We start from the raw sequence: 20,462 nt of genomic DNA on the forward strand, positions 1-20,462 counted from the left end.
ATGATAGTTAACGTAGCCAAGTACAAGAAATGGGCGGTACGACCTGTTTTAATGAGTTTTAACTCAATTTTGACGTGCTCCATTCACCTCATAAGTGAGCAGCTACCGTGCAAGCCAAAGCTTACATTAAGATTTGCCTAAATATGGGGTAAGAAACTCGCTGACTTCCTCGCCGCATAAACCAATTTCTACCTCAATACCGGCTTGTTTTAGAATCTCGATTCCTCGACCACTGTTGCGCGGATCTGGGTCCAACATGGCTACGACGACTTTGCCAATACCGGATTTTACTAATGTCACCGCGCAAGCTGGCGTACGACCTACAAACGAACACGGTTCGAGCGTAACGTATGCCGTCACCGCTTCTAACGAGCCTTGATATGCATTCAGCGCTTCTACTTCCGCGTGGTTGCCACCAATAGCTTGAGTATGACCTTCTGAAACGATTTGATTGTCTTTCACTAACACGCAGCCAACCGGCGGGTTGGGTTGACATTCAGGAAGCGCATTTTTGGACACTTCCAATGCGCGGCGCATAAACTCTTGGCTCATTTGAACTCTATTCTCTAATAAAAACGAGGCGCTATATTAGCGCCCCGTTTTATTCATTGCCATCTCTTCCAATGACTTTGTCCAGTTCTGGTAACGCTCGCGGTATACGGAATTTAAAGCGTTGTTGTTTGGTCTGGATCTTGCGCCACATCGACTTCATTAAATGAGCGCTATTTTCACCATTTTGCATTCGCGACGCACTTTTTTGCCACGATTCACTCGTATCGGCTTTGGTCATTTCCAGCTCTGCCGTATTTAAACGCAATTGTTTGTACAATACGGCCCTTGCTTCAGACCAACGTTTAGCCTTTAACAAACGGTGGAACATCAACCATGCTGGTGTCGGTCTGTTGCGATAGTAACGTTTAATAGCTACCAATGAAATAACCACAAAACCCAGCAATACAAGCGTGGAAACAATCCATACAAAATACGTTTTGATGAAGGATTTCAACGTGTGCTTCGCAGCAAATGTTTTGCCCTCTAACACCACCGTTTCCACTTGTTGAGTCTTACTGTTCCACCAACGGAACTCATAATCTGGCAGGGTTAGTTCACCACCTTGTTGAATCACGTACACGCTCTCTTCTGTGCGTGTTGACTGGTAATCACCACGTGTTTGCGTATCTGTCAGACGGTGGGGTTGAGGATACGCTTGGTAACGGGTTGTTGATTCTCCTTTCAACAAGTCTGGTAGCAACACAGATAGCGAATCTTGAGCTGAAATAGTGATTTTACGCGTGATTGCATCCCCAGCTTTGAGTGTCTCAGTGGAGGTTTCCCACTCTTGCTTTACGTCTACGCGCGTTGCAGAAAACCAAGGCGTATCACCGCTCAACAATCCCGAAGGCAAGACAGTTTTGAACTTAATCGGCTGCGTGTAAAGGGTGCCTGACACCTTCTCGCCGTCCGGCGCTGACACCTGAACGCCCACTGCGACAGGTGGAATCACAAAATCACCAGATGCTTGCGGATACAAAGTCACTTCCCAGCGTTGACGCGACCAAGTTTGTCCGCCCTTGTGCTCCGTGAAGTTAGTGGCTAACTGATCACGCTGTTTGGCGATAACATTGGGCATTTCAATACTGCCAATTCGCGTCCCACCCGTAAACCAGCGCGGCGTTGCCACTTCGATGGTTAAAATGACTTGCTCGTTGACACTAAAACTTGGCGTTTTACGCTTTTCCCCAGCCGTTGGTTGTTGACCGACCCACGCTTGCAACTCAACACCATGATTGCGTTGAAGATCGTAAATATCCTGAGCGAAAACGTGACGACTTACGAACAGACTCAAACAAACCACTAACCATGCCACTACCCTTGCAGGAAGTGCAAAAGAGGTCACGCGATGGGCATTCATCATCATTGGGCAGCCTCCTCTGTATTGTGTTCCGTTGTCGTAGTTGAGTTACCCGTTGTTGGCGAGCGTAATTGAATTTGAAATTTAGCGCGTAAGAAATACTTCGGATCCGCTTCGACTCGCTTTAGCCACTTGTCGGCTAATTCTTGGCTACCTAAGATGTCGTCTGCGCTTAACGTCTCTTTAATCATCAACTCTGCTGACGTTTGTTCATCCGCTCCTTCTGCGGTTTGAGGGTTGTCGCCTAGCTCGGTTGACGCCTCTTGCTCTGTTCCGGCTTGACTTTCACTCATCTGATTTATCTCATCGACGATGCCAGCAATCACTTTCAAGTTGTGCTCAACATCAGGTCTTAACGACTCGCTCAACGTTGGCTTGCTGGCTAGGGATTTTAACAAGTCACGAGCAGCCAAATATTCACGCTGGCGCGCCAATGCGCTCGCCGCATTGTAAAGACCGTAATCTCGAACCTCTTCGGACGGGTCGTTTTGCATTTCCAAAAACGCACTGTGCGCGAGCTCAAACTCGCTAGCGTAGTAGTACGCCGTGCCTTTGCGTAAAGGATCGACAAAGTGCTTCGCTGCTTCTAAATACGCTTGTTGGTTGAACAAACGCTGTCCTTGTTGGTCTGGCGTCAGCCACAAATCCCACCACCATTGCGCCACTTTGTCGAAGGTCGTCACTTTTTGCACAACTTGTGGCTGCTCGGCTTTAACAGAAATGTTCTCCGCCATTGCACTGGTCGGCATCAACAGTGTACCGCTCACCATCGCAATCACACACCACTGCACTAACCACCCTTTTCTAAACCACAGCATCATGATCAACGCGATTGGGAACAGCAGTTGATAACCCATGTCTTTCCAAGGCATTGAAGATTCGCCATTAAGCTGCATATTGCGCTCAACGTATCGATTCAGTTGTTCGATATCACTGTTATCGACCGTCACTTCCACCAATCGACCGTTAGTCTGGCTGGCCAGTTTTTGCAGAGAATCCAAATCCATCGGGTTGTTACTCACGATCTCTGTATTCCCCACTGCAAGAATTAACAGTTGATAAGGTTTACCTGCGAAATACGCTTGGTATTGCTTAATCGTGGACGGGTTCACGCCGTCGCTCACCAACAGAACGGTGGAGCCTGGTTGACCTCGCAATTGTTGATCAATTAACGGCAAGGCTTTTTCAGCAAGCTTACCTTGCACGGGCATGATTTCTGGCGTAATGGCCGCCAAAAATGGGTCAAATACTTTGCTGTCTTGAGTCACAGGCATCGCCACATGAGCACTGCCCGCAAACACGACTAAACCCGTTTTTCCGCCTTTTCGAGCGGCTAATAAATCGCGTACTTTCTGTTTGGAACGCTCAAGGCGGCTTGGTGGGAGATCTTTTTGCAGCATCGAGTCGCTGTTATCAAGCACCACAAGCATAGAGGCTTTATCTTCGCCAAAGGGAGAGGATTCTCGCTGCCACGTTGGGCCTGCACAAATCACAATGGCGATGAACACAATCAGCATCAAGAGCTTAAGCGGCAGTTGCTTACGCCAACCTCGCTCACCTATCGTCAAAGCATTACGTAAATGTTCGGGCAGAATATCCTTCCAGCTTGGCTTGCTTTCTTCTCGCCAGCGTAACCACACCAAAAAAAACATGGGGAACAAAGCTAGTAACCACAGTGGTCGAATAAAATGAAACTGCGTAAAGAATTGCGTCCAACTAAGAGAATCAAACATCGCTCTCTCCTAATGATGATCGTGTAACAGCCCTTCTTTTGAGTGTTGCGACGCTGAACGCGAGCAAATGCATGATGACCACTAACGCCATCAAGTAATGGTGAAGGCTTTGTTTTGGGCGGTATGTGGTGCTTTCGTAAAGTTGAGGTTCCAGTTTGCCAATTTCGTCGTAGGCAGCCGATAGTTCATCACGGTTGAGTGCTTCAAACGCTTCACGGCCGGATTCTTTCGCAATGCGATGAATCGTGTCCATATCCAACGCGGTTTCACCTATCGTTTCCGGATCACCCATCGCAATCACGTGCACTCGCACGCCTTTGGCTTTCGCAACTTTCGCCGCATCAATCGGTTCGACAAAGCTGCCCGTGTCGTTACCATCGGTTAATACAATCGCGACTTTTTCACGGTTTTGATCTTGTTCTAAAGCACCACGCGACTTATCGCTTTGCTCAAAAACTTTAATCGCTAAGCCAATCGCATCACCAAGATGGGTACTCTGCCCTGCCATCGCCACATCGGTTTGGTTAAGCAGTTCGAGCCACACTTTTTGGTCTGCGGTGAATGGCGTTTGCACGAAAGCGGCATCTCCAAAAAGTACCAAGCCTAATCGGTCACCTTTACGAGACTGAACAAACTCCGTCAGCACTTCTTTTGCCGCATCAAGGCGAGAAATTTTTTCACCTATACGAGAGGTGAAATCAGGCTCAGCCATGGAACCCGAAAGGTCCACCACGACCATCACATCGCGCCCTAAACTCTCGCGAACTTGAGGCTCGCCTAACACGGTGGGTTTGGCCATCGCACACACCACCAAAAGCCATGAGAGAATTAACGTTGCTCGTTGCCACCAGCTTGGGGTTAACTGGCTTGCACCTTCTGATGGCGTCTCGCCAATCGCTTCCACCAGCTGACTAAAAAACGGCACTTTGATCGCCATTTGCTTAGTGCGATATGCAGGCACCAAGTAGTACACCACCAATGGCAGCGGCAAAATCAGAAACCACATTGGGTGAGCAAATTCAAAACCAGACAAACCAGTTAGCGATACAAGAAGATCATTCATGTTGACCTCCCTGATTTGCTTTGCGTTTCAATAATGGAGATTTCTTTGCCGCGCTTTTTTGAGCATCACAACGGTGTTCACTCACCCAGTATTTCGCACGAGCAATAAGCGTTACTCGTTCTTCATTGGTTAGCGTAACGCTAGGGTCAACAATACTTTGTAGCCAGCGCTTTGAAAGCTCATCGTTAAAGACCACTTGCGAGTTTGCTAGAGAATCTCCGGTTTGCGGATATAGCGCATCGAGCTTTCGCAAAAAGGCGGTATCAAACAATTTCGCGTTACGGCTATCAACATGAATCAACACAATTTTAAGCACAGAGAACAATGCTTTAGGCATGCCTTTGTCGCTCGGTTTGATTTGCGAAATCGTCAACAGAGCTTCTTGTCGGTAGCGGTTACACCACCACTGTTGAGCCAAACGATACGCGACATACACCAATGCAATGAGCGCAACCGCCGCTAAAATCTTCCAGCCAATAGTTTGCGGATACCAACTCACGCTTGGTGGCACGGCCACATCATGTAGCTCTCTGAGTATGTAGGTACTCGGAGGTGTAGGAAGACCACTCATTTAACGCCCTCCTACCAGTTTTTGAAATTGTTTAATGTGCTCGCCTGTCGTATCGAGTTCGATGTGCGGAAGGTGTTTCATCGCCATAAGTTGAGAGAGTGATTGTCGCTGTATGCTAGTTCGAGCTTCAAGCTTTGCGCTCGCGGCTTCTACCTTTGCTTTGCTGTCTAAATTGAGTTGATACTGTCCATCACCAACCACCCATTTCGATTTTGCCAAATCGTCTGGTAGTGCTTGTTCTAATGGGTCACTGACCATCACTGCGAGAACATCGTTGTGCTGTTGTAACTGTTTAAGGTGGTCAAGATGGTGCTCCTCGCAGTCGCTCCAGTCGCTAATAAAAATCAATGTGGATTGTTTGAGCTTCATGCGTTTAATGAGCTCAATCCATTGACTGAACGTCACTTTTTCGGAGTTGCGGGAGTCCACATTGAGCGATTGATTGGCTTTAGCGAGAAGCTTAAGTTGAGCCAGAAGATCGTTTTGCGAACGCTGCGCCTTGCTGTGAAACAACGCCTGTTGGGATGCGATGACAAAACCAACTCGGTCGCCATCTTTTAACACACGCCACCCGCACATGGCCGCGATTTCTGCCGCGACAACCGATTTCATTACTTGCGTCGAAGCAAAAAACATTGCGCTGCGCTGGTCGACACACACGATCACGTTGCGATCTTTTTCTTCGGTGTAGCTACGCACATGCGGTTTGCCTGTGCGCATCGTAACTTTCCAATCCAGATTACGAATGTCGTCACCCAATTGGTAATGACGCAGCTCTTCGAAGTTCAATCCACGACCACGAAACAGCGAATTGTGGCGGCCTGAGAGTACGCTGCCCGCTTTTAGATGAGGAAGTAAACTGAATGATTCTGCTTGTGCTTGCAAGCGTACTAAGCGAGCGTAATCGCAGTACAAACGGGGATCCATCCCCTGTGATTTTGGCGCAAGAGTTGGCTTAGCCATAATGCCTCCCGCTTACCCAATTTCTACACAATCTAGCAGCTCTTGCACGACGCGTTGGTGATCGACCCCGTCTGCTAATGCATCGTAGGTCAAAGAAAAACGGTGGCCCAGTACAGACGGAATCATGGCTCGCACATCGTCAGGAGTGACATGGTCACGTCCTTGCATCCACGCATACGCACGAGCGCATTTGTCTAGTGCGATGGAAGCACGAGGACTAGAGCCAATCTCAATCCATTTTGCTAAGTTTGAATCGGCATAACGCTCTGGCTTACGAGTCGCCATCACTAACGCGACAATGTAGTTTTCCACTAGATCTGACACAACAATATCAGGTAGTTGACGACGTGCTTCTAGCACCACATCTGGCTCGATGTGTTTTGGCGTAATAATTTCGCTGCTGGTTTCCGCACCTAATTCTTCACTGCGTACCAAACGAATGATGTCACGTTCGGCTTCATCTTCTGGATAGTCGACAGTAACCTTCATGATAAAACGGTCCATTTGCGCTTCTGGCAGCGGGTACGTGCCCTCTTGCTCTACTGGGTTTTGCGTTGCAAGCACCATAAATAAGTCTGGCAATACGTGAGTTTTATCGCCTACCGTAATTGTGCCTTCGGCCATGGCTTCAAGCAGTGCCGCTTGTACTTTGGCTGGCGCACGGTTGACCTCATCGGCAAGCACTATGCTGTTAAAAATTGGCCCTGGTTGAAAATGAAGTTGCGGCTTGCCATCCAACTCTTGATAAACCTCGGTTCCCGTCACGTCCGATGGCAAAAGGTCCGGCGTAAACTGGATTCGACCAAAACTGGTGTTTAACAAGTTGGCCAACGATTTTACAGAACGTGTTTTTGCCGTTCCCGGCAAACCTTCTAGAAGAATGTGCCCGTTCGTTAATAACCCGATGACTAAAGCTCGAACCACGTGGCTTTGTCCAATGACGCTTTTTTCTGTTTGTTCGATGAGTTCTTTTATCGCTTGTTGTGCGTGGTTCATAGGGTACCTTTTCAGTGGTTTAAGCCGTCTTTTCAATAGTTAAGTATAAGAACAAATGAAATAACTTAAGGTTATATTCACTATGTTATCTTTGCGGTTCTTCAGATTGGAGAAGCTGTTCAAGACCAACCAACATCGGTAATGCGTAATCAAAGAACATTTTGATTCCCGAACACAGATAGTTTAGTCCAGCCTCGCCATTCGGCGTTTTGATCAGACGGTTTTTCGGACACTCGCCCCAGCAATAAGGCAAGTAGGGACACTGCTTACAATACGTCGGCAAAGATTCGCGTTTTGCCATGCCAAAGGTGTATTGTCGTGTAGAGAAGGCCATGTCATTCAATGAGTGTTCATGAATGTTGGCGAGTTTGTATTCTGGGTACACATAGTGGTCGCAACTGAACACGTCGCCATTGTGCTCAATCGCCAAGCCTTTGCCACAAAACTCAGCTGTCACGCAAAGCTGAGACGGTTTCCCCATTACTTGCGCTACCGCGGTTTCAAACAGGTTAACAAGTACACGGCCAAGATCGTTATTCACCCACTCTTCAAAGGTGGTCATTAAGAAGCGTCCCCAGTCTTCAGGATCAACCGACCAATCCGTCACAACAGACATTGGGTGACCCGGTTTCGCCAGATCACTGCCTTTGGTTGGGATCATCTGTTCGTTCCAAAACTGCGGTGCGGTTGTTTGGAAGTCGTTCGCTTCTACCACCGGTGCAAACTGAATGTAAGTCACACCCAATTCTTGGGTTAAAAATCGATACAATTCGAGCGGGTATTTCACATTGTGTCGATTCACCGTCACCAACGCGTTGAATTTCACGCCATGCGCTTTGAGCTTATCTACCGCTTTCATCACCAGATCAAACGTCGGCTTACCGCTGCGGGTTTTGCGATATTTGTCGTGCAGCTCTCGTGGCCCATCAATCGACAAGCCAACTAGGAAGTTGTGCTCTTTTAAAAACGCGCACCACTCATCGTTTAGCAAAATGCCGTTGGTCTGAAGGTCGTTTTCAATGCGAACGCCTTTCGGCTGATGTTTCTTTTGCAGAGCTACAACATTGCGGAAATAGTCCAACCCAAGTAGCGTTGGCTCACCGCCCTGCCATGAGAAAACAATTTCTTCGCCATCCTGACTTTCGATGTAGCTTTTCACGAACGCTTCCAATGTTGCGTCGTCCATTTTTGGCTGCTTTTCTTGGTGCAGTAGATTTTCTTTATGCAGATAAAAGCAGTACTGACAATCGATATTGCATTTTGCTCCGCCTGGCTTTGCCATCACATGGAATCGACGGTCGTACGCACCCGGAACCGTTGCTTTAGACGCCGTTTTAAGAGGAACAATAGGCATAGTAGTAGAATGGCGAGGGGAAATCTTACTCATACGTTTCTCACTATTTAATATACCCAAATAACCTCGTAATCACATTTCAGCAGGAATTGAAGCTATTTGGGTATATAGCGCTCCGAAGAGCGCTATGGATTATCGATGTTCTTTATTACTTAGAAGACTTAGGTACGAATGAACCTGCTTCCATGCGAGGTGGGAACTCTTTAAACGTACCCATTACCTCTTTCACTTTCTCTACCGCTGGCATCATTAGGAATGAACGCTCGTACATCCAACGAGAGTAACCCATACCTTGGTCACCACGTTCGAATGGGTCGATGCTCAAGTCGAAGATCAATGGAACACGAAGTTTAGTGAAAGGCTTACGCCATACATCCATGCCCGTTTCATTCTCTTGAATCATAAAGTGGAACTTGTACTTTCCTTGACGTAATGCCACAAGATCGCCGTCATCGCTCCAGTAAACGAATTCGTTACGAGCAGATTTGTCTGACTTACCCGTTAGATATGGCAGTTGGTTGTAACCATCTAGGTGAACTTTATAGTCCATATCACCAACTTTCTTACCTTTTAGTAATTCATCTTTAACTTTGGTGTCACCCGCAGCAGCAACCAATGTCGGGAAGAAATCCTCTAATGACATCATGCCGTTGAACGTTTTACCTGCTTCGATGTTTCCTGGCCATTTAATCAACATCGGCACACGGAAACTGCCTTCCCAACCAGTGTTTTTCTCTGAGCGGAATGGTGTCATCCCTGCATCAGGCCACAAATCAACCATAGGACCGTTGTCAGTGGTGTAAACAATGATTGTATTGTCATCTACACCCAACTCTTTGATCTTATTAAGTAGCTGACCGATTTGATCATCGTGCTGCTTGACACCATCCGCGTAGAAACCAGCACCTGTTTTACCTTGGTATTCTTCAGGAACATGCGTGAAGTTGTGCATGCGAGTGGTGTTAAACCAAGTAAAGAACGGCTTATCCGCTTTTACTTGTTTTTCTATGAAGGTTTCCGCGGCATCAAGGAATTCACCGTCAACATTTTCCATACGCTTACGCGTAAGTGGACCGGTATCTTCAATTTTGCCGTCAGCGTAAGAGTGGATTACGCCACGAGGGCCAAATTTCTTCTTGAACTCTGGATCTTTAGGATAATCCACGTTCTCTGGCTCTTCTTCCGCGTTCAAGTGATATAGGTTGCCGAAAAACTCATCAAAACCGTGGTTGGTAGGAAGGTGTTCGTCTCGGTCGCCTAAATGGTTCTTACCAAATTGTCCGGTTGCATAACCCATTTGCTTGAGCACGGTTGCAATCGTTGGATCTTTTTCCGAGATACCTTGCGGAGCGCCTGGTAAGCCCACTTTTGATAGACCAGTACGTTTTGGCATTTGACCAGTAATGAATGCAGAACGGCCTGCTGTCGAACTTTGCTGTGCATAGAAGTTAGTGAACTTCGCACCTTCTTTAGCAATGCTATCGATGTTCGGCGTGTTGTACGCCATCATGCCTTGGTTGTAGGTACTAAGGTTCCAGTAACCAACATCATCACCAAAGATGACAAGAATGTTGGGTTTGTCCGCTGCGTGTGCAACTGCAGATGCAGCGCCTAATGCTAACGTACATGCGTTAAGTACGAGTTTTTTACTGCTCGTTTTGGTCGCATTTTTCATATTATCTCCAAGAGTTCGCTAGTGCGTAAAAATGGTATTCGCTTTTCAATACCATTGTTGATATAAGATAAAGCACTAATTTCAGGCGATAAATGCAGTCAGAATTAGTTAACCTATAAATTAAATTTATGAGTGACGTTATGGACTTGAATTTGATCCAAACTTTTCTTGTTGTCGCGGAGTTCCAATCTTATACAAAAGCCGCGGAACAATTGGGGCTTACGCAACCTGCTGTGAGCGCTGCAATAAAGCGTTTAGAACAAGTGGTCGATAAGCAATTATTTGTCAAAAAAGGGCGAGGTATCGCACTAACATCCACCGCCTATCAACTGCTACCGCAATTCCAGCAAGCGGTTAATATCATTGACAATGCGATATCCGATAAGAATCATTTTGAAGTGTGTTGTTCCGAAATTTTATTGCACATTATGGACCCGATAAAGAACACTATTTTTTATGAATCACCACCCGAAAAGTTCTTATTATTTGAGCTTCTAAGACAACAAAAAGTCGATCTTGTCATTGATACTGTTATCACAAAAGATGCGGCGTTTATTATTGAAGATGCCTACGAAGAAGAGGCGGTGATTATCTGTCGTGAGAATCATCCCCGCGTGCAAGGCTCGCTCTCAAAAGAGCAGTTTTATGAGGAAACTCACTGTTTGTTTTCAGGGAAATGGAACAACATGAGCGGTTTTGAACAGCTATCCCAAGAAACTATTCAAGAGAGAAAAGTCGATTTGATCACATCTTCGCTTGCTGGTATGGCGTTGTACGTCGCGCAACGCGATTGTTTAGGCTTAGTGTCTCAATCTTTTGCAAACAAATGGAGTAAAGCCCTTAAGCTTCAAGTTCTGCAATGCCCTATTTCTATATGCGCTATCCCTTACAAGTTTGTTTACCATAAGCGAGAGATGAACAACCCTGCTCATATTGCGCTACGTGAAAAAATTAAAGCGAACTTAACGGCAGCCCACTACGAGCCAGTTTCCTTGTAGGCCTTGTTGATTCGCATTTTCTTTGCCATTCGTTGCTCTGAAAGCTTTTATTAGACGGAAAAAAGAGGCTCATATGAGCCTCTTTTCTATATGGTTGCATCGTATTGCTTACGTAGCACTAGCCTACTTATTTGGGTTCTCTTTTAATTTCTCCATCACCTGATCGAGCGAGAAGCTTGCTGCTTTTTGCCTTGGCGGGAACTCTTTGAAGGTTTCTAGGAACTTACTCACGTACGCTTGTGCTGGCACTAACATGTATGCCCTATCCATCATCCAATCGTAATACGTGTTGGAGGTAACATCCGCAACTTCATAAGGGTCCATGCGCAAATTAAAGATTTTTGGTACCCTTAATGGTGTAAAAGGTTCAGCCCAAACGAGTAATGTGCCTTTTGCACGCTGCTCCAAAAAGACGATTTTCCAATTGTTGTATCGGATCGAACTCAAATCACCATCGTCAGTAAAGTAAAATATCTCTTCACGCGGTGCTTTCTCTTCATTACCAGTGAGGTATGGCAGGAAGTTATAGCCGTCGAGATGAACTTTGAATTTTTCGCCACCAGCACTATAACCCTTTAGCAGCTTCTCTTTGATGTTGTCATCACCAGCGGCAGCTACCAAAGTCGGCATCCAGTCCATGTGGTGCATGATGTCATTCGAGACAGAACCCGCTTTAATTTTGCCCGGCCAACGCACCATTGCAGGAACACGGTACGCACCTTCCCAGTTGGTATTTTTCTCGCCACGGAATGGCGTTGTACCCGCATCGGGCCACGAGTTCATGTGTGGGCCATTATCGGTTGAGTAGAAGACGATGGTGTCGTCTTTAATGCCTAAATCATCCACTTTTTTCAGTAGTTGACCAACGTGGTTATCGTGCTCCACCATCCCATCAGCGTAAGTACTGATGCCTGTTACCCCTGAGTTCTTTTCACTTACATGAGTTCGATAATGCATACGAGTCGAATTCCACCAAACAAAAAATGGTTTTTTCGCTTTTACAGCACGATCCATGAAGTCGAGTGCCGCATCTAACGTCTCTTGATCGACAGTTTCCATACGCTTACGAGTCAGAGGCCCTGTATCTTCAATTTTGCCGTCAGCGTAAGAGCGAATCACACCGCGTGGGCCAAACTTCTTACGGAACTCAGGATCTTTAGGGTAATCGACGTTCTCCGGTTCTTCCTCAGCGTTCAGGTGGTAAAGGTTACCAAAAAACTCATCGAAGCCGTGGTTAGTAGGGAGATGTTCGTCTTTGTCTCCCAAATGGTTTTTACCAAACTGACCTGTCATATAACCCATGGGCTTTAGAAGCTCTGCAATCGTCACATCTTCAGGTTGCAAGCCCAAATCGGCACCAGGAAGTCCCACTTTACTTAGACCCGTTCTGAGCACAGTCTGGCCAGTAATAAAGGTGGAGCGACCCGCAGTACACGATTGTTCACCGTAGTAATCCGTGAACATCATGCCCTCTTTCGCGATGCTGTCGATGTTTGGTGTTTTGTATCCCATCAAGCCAAAGGTGTACGCACTGAGATTGGACTGGCCAATATCATCACCCCAGATGACGAGAATGTTAGGTTTCTCTGCCGCGATACTGCTACTTGTCGCGCCAATTAAGGCGGCGGCAAGAATCGCTAATCGACGTTTTACGCCATATTTCGCTGTCATATAAACCTCTGTGTGTATTAGAAAAGAGCTTCCTGCAACAGAATGTATAGTCTAGAAATAGTGGATAAGCGAATCTTAGAAATAAGAACTTTAGATACATTAAAAGCTGCTCTAGTCCCCAAAGTAGCTGATTATTTGCTTTAGAAATTGTGGTAGTACTTATTGATTTGGCGATTTAAATTGGTGCTCTTTCCGTCGTAGAGTTATTTCTTCCATATCAGAATTTTGATATGACTCCGACATATTGCATTACAAATAAAATACAGCATTGATTTCACGCCAACATTAATGATAATGGTTTTTACTATCATTAATAATTAAAATGCCAATATGTTTGAGTCTACCCTTTCGTCTGCTCCTAAGACGGCAGCTTCCGATAACGGTCTCAATAATGAATATGAGCTCGTACTGGATAAGCACAGCCATACTGTGATGATAAATCGTCCGCCAGACAAAAAGTTAGTTCAGCTTACAAGCGTTCAATTCGAGCTGCTCCGTACTCTGACTCATTATCAAGATCAAGTGCTTAGCAAACCTTTCCTTTATGAAACGGTACTGAAGCGCACGTTCTCAGAGCATGACCGCGCACTCGATATGCACATTAGTAGAATAAGAAAACGACTGGTTAGCGAAGGGATTAACGCGGATCGAATTCAGACCGTTCATCGACAAGGTTATGTATTTAAGCATGCGAAAAAGTAAAGAAATCGCGGCGAATTGCTCCAACTTTTGGTAATTGACCGCTTATTTTGCTTTAATTAATGCAAATTCTAATCACGTAAAATAACTCAATGAATTTGCGCTTAATTTTTATACTTTGCATTGCTACATTGTTTGCTGGCTGTGCAACCTATGCGGGCCTTAACTATGACCAACTGTTTGGTCCACAGCTCGTTCGTGAACGTACGGCGGACGTAGCTACACCTCAAGCAAACTTCTTCCAAAGCGAAGTCAAACCCATTATGGATAACCGCTGTGTCGTCTGTCATGCGTGCTACGATGCACCATGTCAGCTTAAGCTTTCTTCCGTTGAGGGTATTGACCGTGGCGCGAGCAAAGCACTGGTATATGAAGGAACACGACTTACTGCCGCCGCGCCAACACGCTTATTCGAAGATGCAGAAACAACCCAAGAGTGGCGCGATGCGGGTTTTCATCCGGTACTTAACGAACGTGATCAGAGCATGGCGGCCAACATTGATGCAGGCCTCATTGCACGTTTGCTACAACAAAAAGAACGCCACCCGCTGCCTGACCAAGTCCAGTTAGAAGGTTTTGATTTTTCGATAGATCGAGAACAAACCTGTCCAACAATTGAAGAGTACGAACAGTACGAAAAAGATAACCCAACCTGGGGAATGCCTTTTGGTATGCCAAACCTATCAAACAGTGAATACCACACACTGATGACTTGGCTGGAAAACGGCGCGATAATGAACGTTCACCAACCAATTAGTGAGCAAGAGCAAGCTCAAATCGACAAGTATGAGACTTTGCTCAATCGCGCTGATCTAAAAAATCAACTGATGGCTCGCTATATTTACGAGCATTTGTTTTTGTCTCACCTCTACTTTTCAGAACTCACTGAAGATCCTCGATTCTTTACGTTAGTTCGTTCTTCTACTCCACCGGGGCAACCAGTAAAACGTATTTCAACACGTCGCCCGTACGATGCTCCCGGGGTTGAGCGCGTGTTTTATCGAATTATTCCAGAACAAGGGACGATTGTAGATAAAACACACATGCCGTTCGCGTTAAACAAGCAACGTATTGAAAACTGGAACACTTGGTTTATCGATGCTGATTACACGGTTAATCAACTACCGAGTTATGAACCTGAAGTTGCTGCAAACCCGATGACATCATTTATCGATCTTCCGGTTAAATCACGCTTCAAGTTTATGTTGGACAATGCGCAAAACACGATCATGGCTTACATTAAAGGGCCTGTTTGTCGTGGCCAACTTGCACTGAACGTTATCAATGATCGCTTTTGGATATTCTTTCTAGATCCAGATAAAGCAGATATCCCTGAAGTAAATGAGTTTTACCGATCTCAGGCTGATAACCTAAGACTGCCAGCAGAGCAGGAAAGCAACACGCTGCCTGTTACCAACTGGGTTAAATACGCGCGTCAGCAAGCTCGCTACCTAGAAGCCAAGTCTGAATTTACCAATAACTGGTTTAAGGAAGGCGAAAACCTATCCACCGACGTAATTTGGGACGGTAATGGCACCAACCACATTGCGGCATTAACGATTTTCCGCCACTTTGACAGCGCGTCAGTCGTACAAGGGTTAGTTGGCGAGCAGCCGAAAACGGTATGGATTCTTGACTACGCGTTGCTAGAACGCATCCACTATTTGCTCGTTGCTGGGTTTGATGTGTACGGCAACTTCGGCCACCAACTCATGACACGAATGTTCATGGACTTCTTGCGTCTGGAAGGCGAAAGTAACTTTATATCTTTGCTGCCAACCGACATGCGTCATGAACTGCAATCAAGCTGGTATAAAGATCAAAGTCCACAGTTAAGTGACTTTTTACAACGCAACGTGAAGCCATTTAACCAACCAACCAGCGTCGAGTACAAAACTGACGATCCAAAAACAGAGTTAGTCGAGTTGCTTAGAGAACGAGTTTCAGATGTTCTTCTTCCGCGCTACGAGGTTAAAGATACTGAGCTTTCTGCTCAAAGTGAAAAACAGCTCCAACGTATTGGCCAAGTTCGTGGAGAAGGCCTGAAAACCGTTCCGCAAATCACCATGCTTATGGTGAGAAGCCAGTCTGGAAAAGATGAGTTATTCACCCTACTTCACAATAATGCGCACACGAATATTTCTAGCTTGTTTGATGAAGAAAGCAACCGCGACTTTGCTAACGATGATATGACCATCGTACGTGGCGTTGTGGGAAGCTACCCAGCGGCATTTTTCTCGATCAACGAAAATCAAGTAAAAGAATTTGTCGATCAATTTAGTGCCATCCAAAATGAATCCGATTACGTTAAGTTGTTGGATAATTTTGCGATTCGCAGAAGCTCAGAAAAATTCTGGCCGTTTAGCGATCGTCTGCACAATTGGTACCGTACAAAACAACCGATCGAATTTGGATTACTTGACTATAATCGTTTTGAGAATCGATGATGATTTAAGGGGGTTCTCATGGGTATCCGAGATAACATTGCCGCTCTTGAACAACAGATTTACGTTGCTTGTTCTGAGGGAGACTACGAAACGGTCAACATGCTTGAGCATCAACTCGAATACTTGCGTGGTAAAGTGGAGCATCCTTTTGATGACGACCCTTATGCCCTAGACACTCGATTCGAGTGGGAAGATGACATGACCGAATAGAAAAAACCTCCGGCTTGCCGGAGGTTTTTGTTTTTGGGATGCAATTGATTTACTTCGCCATCAACTCATCAAGAGCTTGAATTGATTCAGACACTTGAGACACCAATTGATCTTTAGTCGCCATGTAGGTATCTAAAGGTTGAGGCGCAGCTTCAATTTCTTGGCAAGAGTTCATTAATGCCGTAAGCCCTAAACTCCCTGCGCTGCCTTTTAGTTTGTGAGCAAGGTTCTTCACTTCTTTACTGTCATTACCACCAGCAGACGCTTGCAGCTTGCTTAGTACATCGGCACTGGTCGTTCTAAACAGATTAATGATGTGCAACATCTTCTCTCTGCCCAAGATTTTCATATCGGACTCAATCACGCTCGGGTTAATGATGACCACATCTGATTCCTCTGTTTTAGGGACTTGAACAACCTTTGATTGTATCGCTTGTTCTTGAGACGAAGTTTGATCAAACGGGGTACAGTCGGCATTTTGTGGCAACAACAACGGTTTTCCATCCAGCGCATCCTGAATCAATGCCGCTAGAGCTTCTTTTGCCAATGGTTTAGGTAAATACCCGTCAAAACCTGCAGCTAAATAGCGCTCAACTTCTTCGGCAAAAACGTGCGCAGACACTGCGATCATAGGCGTAGCAGCAAGGGCTTTATTGGCTGGTTTGTTACATTCAATTTGTTTTAAACGTTGGATTAACTCGGTTCCATCACAGTCTGGCAAGTTGATGTCGACTAAAGCGATATCAAAATCCTGCGTGCTGATCAGTTGCTCTGCCTGTGAGCCGTTTTCTGCCATCACGACCTGGTGGCCCATGCTTTCTAAAAAGCCTTCCGCAACCACTCGGTTTACTTCATTGTCTTCTACCAACAAGACTTTCGCTTTCACTTTGCAGCGCGCGGTTGCCACTGCACCGGTTTCAACAGGCTCACTTTCCTCTAATGGAATGGAAAACCAGAATCGACTGCCATCTCCTTCTTCAGAATCGACTTCTAAAATACCGCCCATCGCTTCAATGATTCGTTTACTGATGGCCAAGCCAAGCCCCGTTCCTCCAGTTTGACTCATCCCACCTTCGGCTTGCGTGAAGGCATCAAACAACGTTCTCTGATCTTTTTTGGCAATACCTATCCCGGTGTCTGATACTTCAAATAGGACTTGCGACTCATCCTCTGGGTTGAGGCTAACGTAGATATCAATTTCACCTTCGTCAGTAAATTTAATCGCGTTTCCGACAAGGTTGTTAAGCACTTGACTGATTCTGGTGACATCCCCTTTCCAATAGCGACTTACATCACTTTCAATATGATAGGAAAACAACAGCTTCTTCTCTTGAGCTCGGCTGTTCATTAACTGGAAAGTGTCTTCAACCATTTGGTGTAAATCGAAGCCCATGTGACGAATCTCTAAATGCCCTGCTTCAATCTTGGAGTAGTCCAGCACATCATTCAGAATCGCGAGCAACGTTTTACCACTGCGGTTGATGATTTCCGCATAACGCTTTTGAATAGGGTTGAGGCCGGAGTCAATCAACAGACGTGCTGTTCCGAGCACTCCATTCATCGGCGTTCTGATCTCATGGCTCATGGTCGCCAAGAATGCTGATTTAGCTCGACTCGCTTGCTCTGCTTGCTTACGAGCTTTCGCGTGATTCAAAACCTCTTCATTCAAACGGCGGTTCGCTTGTTTTAACTGTGAAGTGCGTTGCTCAACGAGCTCTTCCAAATGCTCTTTGTGCTCTTCGAGCTCTCGCTTGGCTTGAGCTTCTCCCTCTGCGACCACTTTTAGCGCTTGCGCTGTATTTCGAGCCGTGATGATAGCTTGCCCCATATGCGCTAGCTCATCTTTGCCTTTTACCTCCAGCTCGACGGCTAAGTTACCCTGCGCCACAGAAAGCAGCGCAGCAGAGTACTCTGCCAATCGCTTAACCACAGAAAGGTATACAACACGCCATAAAATCAGCACCAACACAATCAAACCAACAATTGAAATCACCGTTAGAGACCACTGAGCGAATTTCAGTGTGCTCGTCAATTCATCCACAGCGACGGTTGTTGTTTTGTTTGAATCATCAACCAATTTGTTTACGGTACCATTCAGCTCCGAAAACAATTCCAGTGTCTTTTGCATCAGTTGTTGAGATTGTTCGTTATTCTCATACTGCTGCATCAAAATAGTGAACACGACCTGACGCTTACCGAGCTCTGTTAGTAGTTGGCTCATTTGTTTAGAGCGAGTGGGATCTTCTACGGCAAGCACACGGCGCTTCATGATTTTGAGATTACTTTCAAAATCACTTTGCACCTGCTGGATTCGCTCAATATTGGTTAATGTGCGAGCTTCTTCAATTTGATTCAGCATTTTAAAAGCCAATAAGTGCAGCTCATGCAATCGCTCTGTCAGATCTAGATCCACTTCCACCAGCGCATCTAGTGCCTGATAAACTTGCGATTTTTTATTCGATTCTAATAAGTCATAGATATGTGTGACGTTAGCAACGGCAATGGTGCTCGTGTTCTGAACTTGCGTGCGAGTTAGCTGTTCCAACTCTTCACTCAGTAAGCGCATCTCTTCAACACGAGTATCAATCTCTTTTGCCAGCCACAGCTTTCTTTCAACCGAAACACCAAGTTCTGCCAAGTTGTCGATAACGTTCTGGACGTTATTCTCGAGATCTTCTAGCAATTGAGAATCAAACGACTCACTCCCCAGCTCTTTGATATGAGTAAGCAATGATTCGAGCTGTTCGAAAAGCACACGCCCAGACTCTTTTCTTTCCTGCTCGTTTCTTGCGTTTGATAACAGTTGTACAGACGAAATGATGCGAGTACTCAACTCAGAGACTTGCCTCGCTTCAATCATGGCGGGAATTGCAGAATCCACGACATTTCTTTCCGTCTTGGCAACTAAAGAAAATCCAGACACACCAATAAGTGCCGATAACATAACCAGCATTGCCATCGCAATGAAAGACAACAAGAGTTTACGACCGATGCTTGCGGTTGCTAGCAACATATTTTCATGACCTTAATGTTCGTGTTCAGCGACATATTACGTTATATTTTGCAGTGTTTACTTAATCTATGCCAACGAACTTCATTTCATGGTTAAAAATCAACACGCATTTCGCACAATTTTCAAACATTCAGCAGTCACATTAGCCCTCGTCGCTTCTTTACCAGTGGTTGCAGCAGAAAAAGTATGTGCCATTTACCCTCACCTAAAGGATTCATACTGGTTATCCGTAAACTATGGAATGGTGTCCGAAGCGAAAAAAGAAGGCGTCGAGCTGAGAGTCCTTGAAGCGGGTGGCTACCCAAACAAAACGCGTCAAGAGCAACAACTCGCACTGTGCAGCCAATGGGGAGCAGATGCGATTGTCCTTGGGACCGTGGACCCACAAGCCTATGAACATTCGCTTAAGAATTGGGTCGGAAACATTCCTGTCTTTGCTACTGTGAACCAACTCGATCTGGATGAAGAGCAAAGTGAGCTGTTAAAAGGTACGGTCGGTGTTGACTGGCACTGGATGGGATACGAAGCAGGAAAATATCTCGCTGCTCGCCATCCAAAGGGATCAGGAAAAACAAACATTGCCTTACTTTTGGGGCCGCGTACTCGTGGAGGCACGAAGCCCGTGACTGCCGGATTTTATGAAGCGATCCAAGGAAGTGATATCAACATCGTTGACTCGTTTTGGGCAGACAACGACAAAGAGTTACAGCGTAACTTGGTTCAACGTGTGATTGATATGGGAAATATAGATTATATCGTTGGCAGCGCGGTTGCGATTGAAGCCGCTATCAGTGAACTGCGTAGCGCAGGCAAAGCTGAGGAGATCGGTTTGGTTTCTGTGTACTTGAGTCATGGTGTTTACCGAGGCCTATTGCGTAACAAAGTGCTCTTCGCACCAACAGATAAAATGGTGCAGCAAGGCAGGCTTTCCGTCATGCAAGCAGCGCATTACTTAAGGGGTGAAGAGTATGACAAACATGCCTCACCAACGATCAAGCCACTGACTCCGAAGACACTTCATGACGATACGATCGAAGAATCGTTATCTCCGTCAGAATATAGGCCGACATTCCGTGTTAAGGCTGTTGATTGAAAGACAAAAAACGTGTTCTATTGAATAACAACAATTTTAAAATCATACAAACGGAAACATCTTG

General features: G+C 45.8%; 16 protein-coding genes. 5 read left to right on the forward strand and 11 right to left on the reverse strand.

The window, feature by feature from the left end:
- Positions 1 to 126: 126 nt before the first annotated feature.
- The 9 genes from NL643_RS21435 to NL643_RS21475 form a co-directional block, all read right to left on the reverse strand.
- On the reverse strand, positions 127 to 552 hold the full coding sequence (locus NL643_RS21435; RefSeq protein ID WP_053806013.1) for a bifunctional diaminohydroxyphosphoribosylaminopyrimidine deaminase/5-amino-6-(5-phosphoribosylamino)uracil reductase RibD: 426 nt from the start codon (positions 550 to 552) through the stop codon (positions 127 to 129).
- A gap of 49 nt (positions 553 to 601) precedes the next feature.
- Positions 602 to 1,918, reverse strand: a complete 1,317-nt coding sequence (locus NL643_RS21440; RefSeq protein ID WP_253645138.1) for a BatD family protein — start codon at positions 1,916 to 1,918, stop codon at positions 602 to 604.
- Positions 1,915 to 3,645, reverse strand: coding sequence for a VWA domain-containing protein (locus tag NL643_RS21445; protein ID WP_253645139.1), 1,731 nt, complete (start codon positions 3,643 to 3,645; stop codon positions 1,915 to 1,917). Before NL643_RS21445 ends, NL643_RS21440 begins: the two co-directional genes overlap by 4 nt.
- Entirely contained in the window at positions 3,638 to 4,708 is a 1,071-nt protein-coding gene (locus NL643_RS21450; protein ID WP_253645140.1) for a VWA domain-containing protein, read from the reverse strand. The genes NL643_RS21445 and NL643_RS21450 overlap by 8 nt, the downstream gene beginning before the upstream one ends.
- Positions 4,701 to 5,279, reverse strand: a complete 579-nt coding sequence (locus NL643_RS21455; RefSeq protein ID WP_253645141.1) for a DUF4381 domain-containing protein — start codon at positions 5,277 to 5,279, stop codon at positions 4,701 to 4,703. The genes NL643_RS21450 and NL643_RS21455 overlap by 8 nt, the downstream gene beginning before the upstream one ends.
- Positions 5,280 to 6,242, reverse strand: coding sequence for a DUF58 domain-containing protein (locus tag NL643_RS21460; protein ID WP_253645142.1), 963 nt, complete (start codon positions 6,240 to 6,242; stop codon positions 5,280 to 5,282).
- A 12-nt stretch (positions 6,243 to 6,254) separates the two neighbouring features.
- Entirely contained in the window at positions 6,255 to 7,238 is a 984-nt protein-coding gene (locus tag NL643_RS21465) for a MoxR family ATPase (RefSeq protein WP_048624957.1), read from the reverse strand.
- Positions 7,239 to 7,323: 85 nt separating this feature from the next.
- On the reverse strand, positions 7,324 to 8,625 hold the full coding sequence (locus NL643_RS21470) for an anaerobic sulfatase maturase (RefSeq protein WP_253645143.1): 1,302 nt from the start codon (positions 8,623 to 8,625) through the stop codon (positions 7,324 to 7,326).
- Between the two features lie 115 nt (positions 8,626 to 8,740).
- On the reverse strand, positions 8,741 to 10,267 hold the full coding sequence (locus NL643_RS21475; protein ID WP_006742790.1) for an arylsulfatase: 1,527 nt from the start codon (positions 10,265 to 10,267) through the stop codon (positions 8,741 to 8,743).
- A gap of 140 nt (positions 10,268 to 10,407) precedes the next feature.
- Here NL643_RS21475 and NL643_RS21480 point away from each other — a divergent pair, with 140 nt between their 5' ends.
- Positions 10,408 to 11,265: a LysR family transcriptional regulator gene (locus NL643_RS21480; RefSeq protein ID WP_005396661.1), complete on the forward strand. Its 858-nt coding sequence runs from the start codon at positions 10,408 to 10,410 to the stop codon at positions 11,263 to 11,265.
- Positions 11,266 to 11,388: 123 nt separating this feature from the next.
- On the opposite strand, the gene NL643_RS21485 is transcribed toward NL643_RS21480, so the two are convergent.
- Positions 11,389 to 12,936, reverse strand: a complete 1,548-nt coding sequence (locus NL643_RS21485; RefSeq protein WP_085344631.1) for an arylsulfatase — start codon at positions 12,934 to 12,936, stop codon at positions 11,389 to 11,391.
- A 330-nt stretch (positions 12,937 to 13,266) separates the two neighbouring features.
- Between NL643_RS21485 and NL643_RS21490 the strand changes: the two genes are divergently transcribed.
- From NL643_RS21490 to NL643_RS21500, 3 genes are all read left to right on the forward strand, one after another.
- The gene (locus NL643_RS21490; RefSeq protein ID WP_227483998.1) at positions 13,267 to 13,638 is read left to right on the forward strand and encodes a winged helix-turn-helix domain-containing protein; all 372 of its coding nucleotides are present in this window, start codon (positions 13,267 to 13,269) and stop codon (positions 13,636 to 13,638) included.
- 89 nt (positions 13,639 to 13,727) lie between these two features.
- On the forward strand, positions 13,728 to 16,082 hold the full coding sequence (locus tag NL643_RS21495) for a fatty acid cis/trans isomerase (protein ID WP_253645144.1): 2,355 nt from the start codon (positions 13,728 to 13,730) through the stop codon (positions 16,080 to 16,082).
- Positions 16,083 to 16,100: 18 nt separating this feature from the next.
- The gene (locus tag NL643_RS21500) at positions 16,101 to 16,292 is read left to right on the forward strand and encodes a hypothetical protein (RefSeq protein WP_005376565.1); all 192 of its coding nucleotides are present in this window, start codon (positions 16,101 to 16,103) and stop codon (positions 16,290 to 16,292) included.
- A gap of 49 nt (positions 16,293 to 16,341) precedes the next feature.
- Here NL643_RS21500 and torS read toward each other — a convergent pair whose 3' ends face one another.
- Complete coding sequence (torS, locus tag NL643_RS21505) at positions 16,342 to 19,305, reverse strand: TMAO reductase system sensor histidine kinase/response regulator TorS (protein WP_253645145.1); 2,964 nt, start codon at positions 19,303 to 19,305, stop codon at positions 16,342 to 16,344.
- A 43-nt stretch (positions 19,306 to 19,348) separates the two neighbouring features.
- Here torS and torT point away from each other — a divergent pair, with 43 nt between their 5' ends.
- Positions 19,349 to 20,398: a TMAO reductase system periplasmic protein TorT gene (gene torT, locus NL643_RS21510; RefSeq protein WP_080936816.1), complete on the forward strand. Its 1,050-nt coding sequence runs from the start codon at positions 19,349 to 19,351 to the stop codon at positions 20,396 to 20,398.
- Positions 20,399 to 20,462 lie beyond the last annotated feature (64 nt).

It is taken from the genome of Vibrio sp. Y42_MX_L11 (genome assembly GCF_024181785.1).
GTDB classification, from domain to species: Bacteria; Pseudomonadota; Gammaproteobacteria; order Enterobacterales; family Vibrionaceae; genus Vibrio; species Vibrio diabolicus.

What these genes read in the sequence shown, in the direction of transcription:
- NL643_RS21450 (WP_253645140.1), bottom strand. Translation starts at nt 4,708, where the DNA reads ATGAATGATCTTCTTGTATCGCTAACTGGTTTGTCTGGTTTTGAATTT.
- NL643_RS21500 (WP_005376565.1), top strand. Translation starts at nt 16,101, where the DNA reads ATGGGTATCCGAGATAACATTGCCGCTCTTGAACAACAGATTTACGTT.
- NL643_RS21445 (WP_253645139.1), bottom strand. Translation starts at nt 3,645, where the DNA reads ATGTTTGATTCTCTTAGTTGGACGCAATTCTTTACGCAGTTTCATTTT.
- NL643_RS21460 (WP_253645142.1), bottom strand. Translation starts at nt 6,242, where the DNA reads ATGGCTAAGCCAACTCTTGCGCCAAAATCACAGGGGATGGATCCCCGT.
- NL643_RS21465 (WP_048624957.1), bottom strand. Translation starts at nt 7,238, where the DNA reads ATGAACCACGCACAACAAGCGATAAAAGAACTCATCGAACAAACAGAA.
- NL643_RS21485 (WP_085344631.1), bottom strand. Translation starts at nt 12,936, where the DNA reads ATGACAGCGAAATATGGCGTAAAACGTCGATTAGCGATTCTTGCCGCC.
- NL643_RS21470 (WP_253645143.1), bottom strand. Translation starts at nt 8,625, where the DNA reads ATGAGTAAGATTTCCCCTCGCCATTCTACTACTATGCCTATTGTTCCT.
- NL643_RS21475 (WP_006742790.1), bottom strand. Translation starts at nt 10,267, where the DNA reads ATGAAAAATGCGACCAAAACGAGCAGTAAAAAACTCGTACTTAACGCA.
- torS (WP_253645145.1), bottom strand. Translation starts at nt 19,305, where the DNA reads ATGTTGCTAGCAACCGCAAGCATCGGTCGTAAACTCTTGTTGTCTTTC.
- NL643_RS21455 (WP_253645141.1), bottom strand. Translation starts at nt 5,279, where the DNA reads ATGAGTGGTCTTCCTACACCTCCGAGTACCTACATACTCAGAGAGCTA.
- NL643_RS21490 (WP_227483998.1), top strand. Translation starts at nt 13,267, where the DNA reads ATGTTTGAGTCTACCCTTTCGTCTGCTCCTAAGACGGCAGCTTCCGAT.
- NL643_RS21495 (WP_253645144.1), top strand. Translation starts at nt 13,728, where the DNA reads ATGAATTTGCGCTTAATTTTTATACTTTGCATTGCTACATTGTTTGCT.
- NL643_RS21440 (WP_253645138.1), bottom strand. Translation starts at nt 1,918, where the DNA reads ATGATGATGAATGCCCATCGCGTGACCTCTTTTGCACTTCCTGCAAGG.
- NL643_RS21435 (WP_053806013.1), bottom strand. Translation starts at nt 552, where the DNA reads ATGAGCCAAGAGTTTATGCGCCGCGCATTGGAAGTGTCCAAAAATGCG.
- NL643_RS21480 (WP_005396661.1), top strand. Translation starts at nt 10,408, where the DNA reads ATGGACTTGAATTTGATCCAAACTTTTCTTGTTGTCGCGGAGTTCCAA.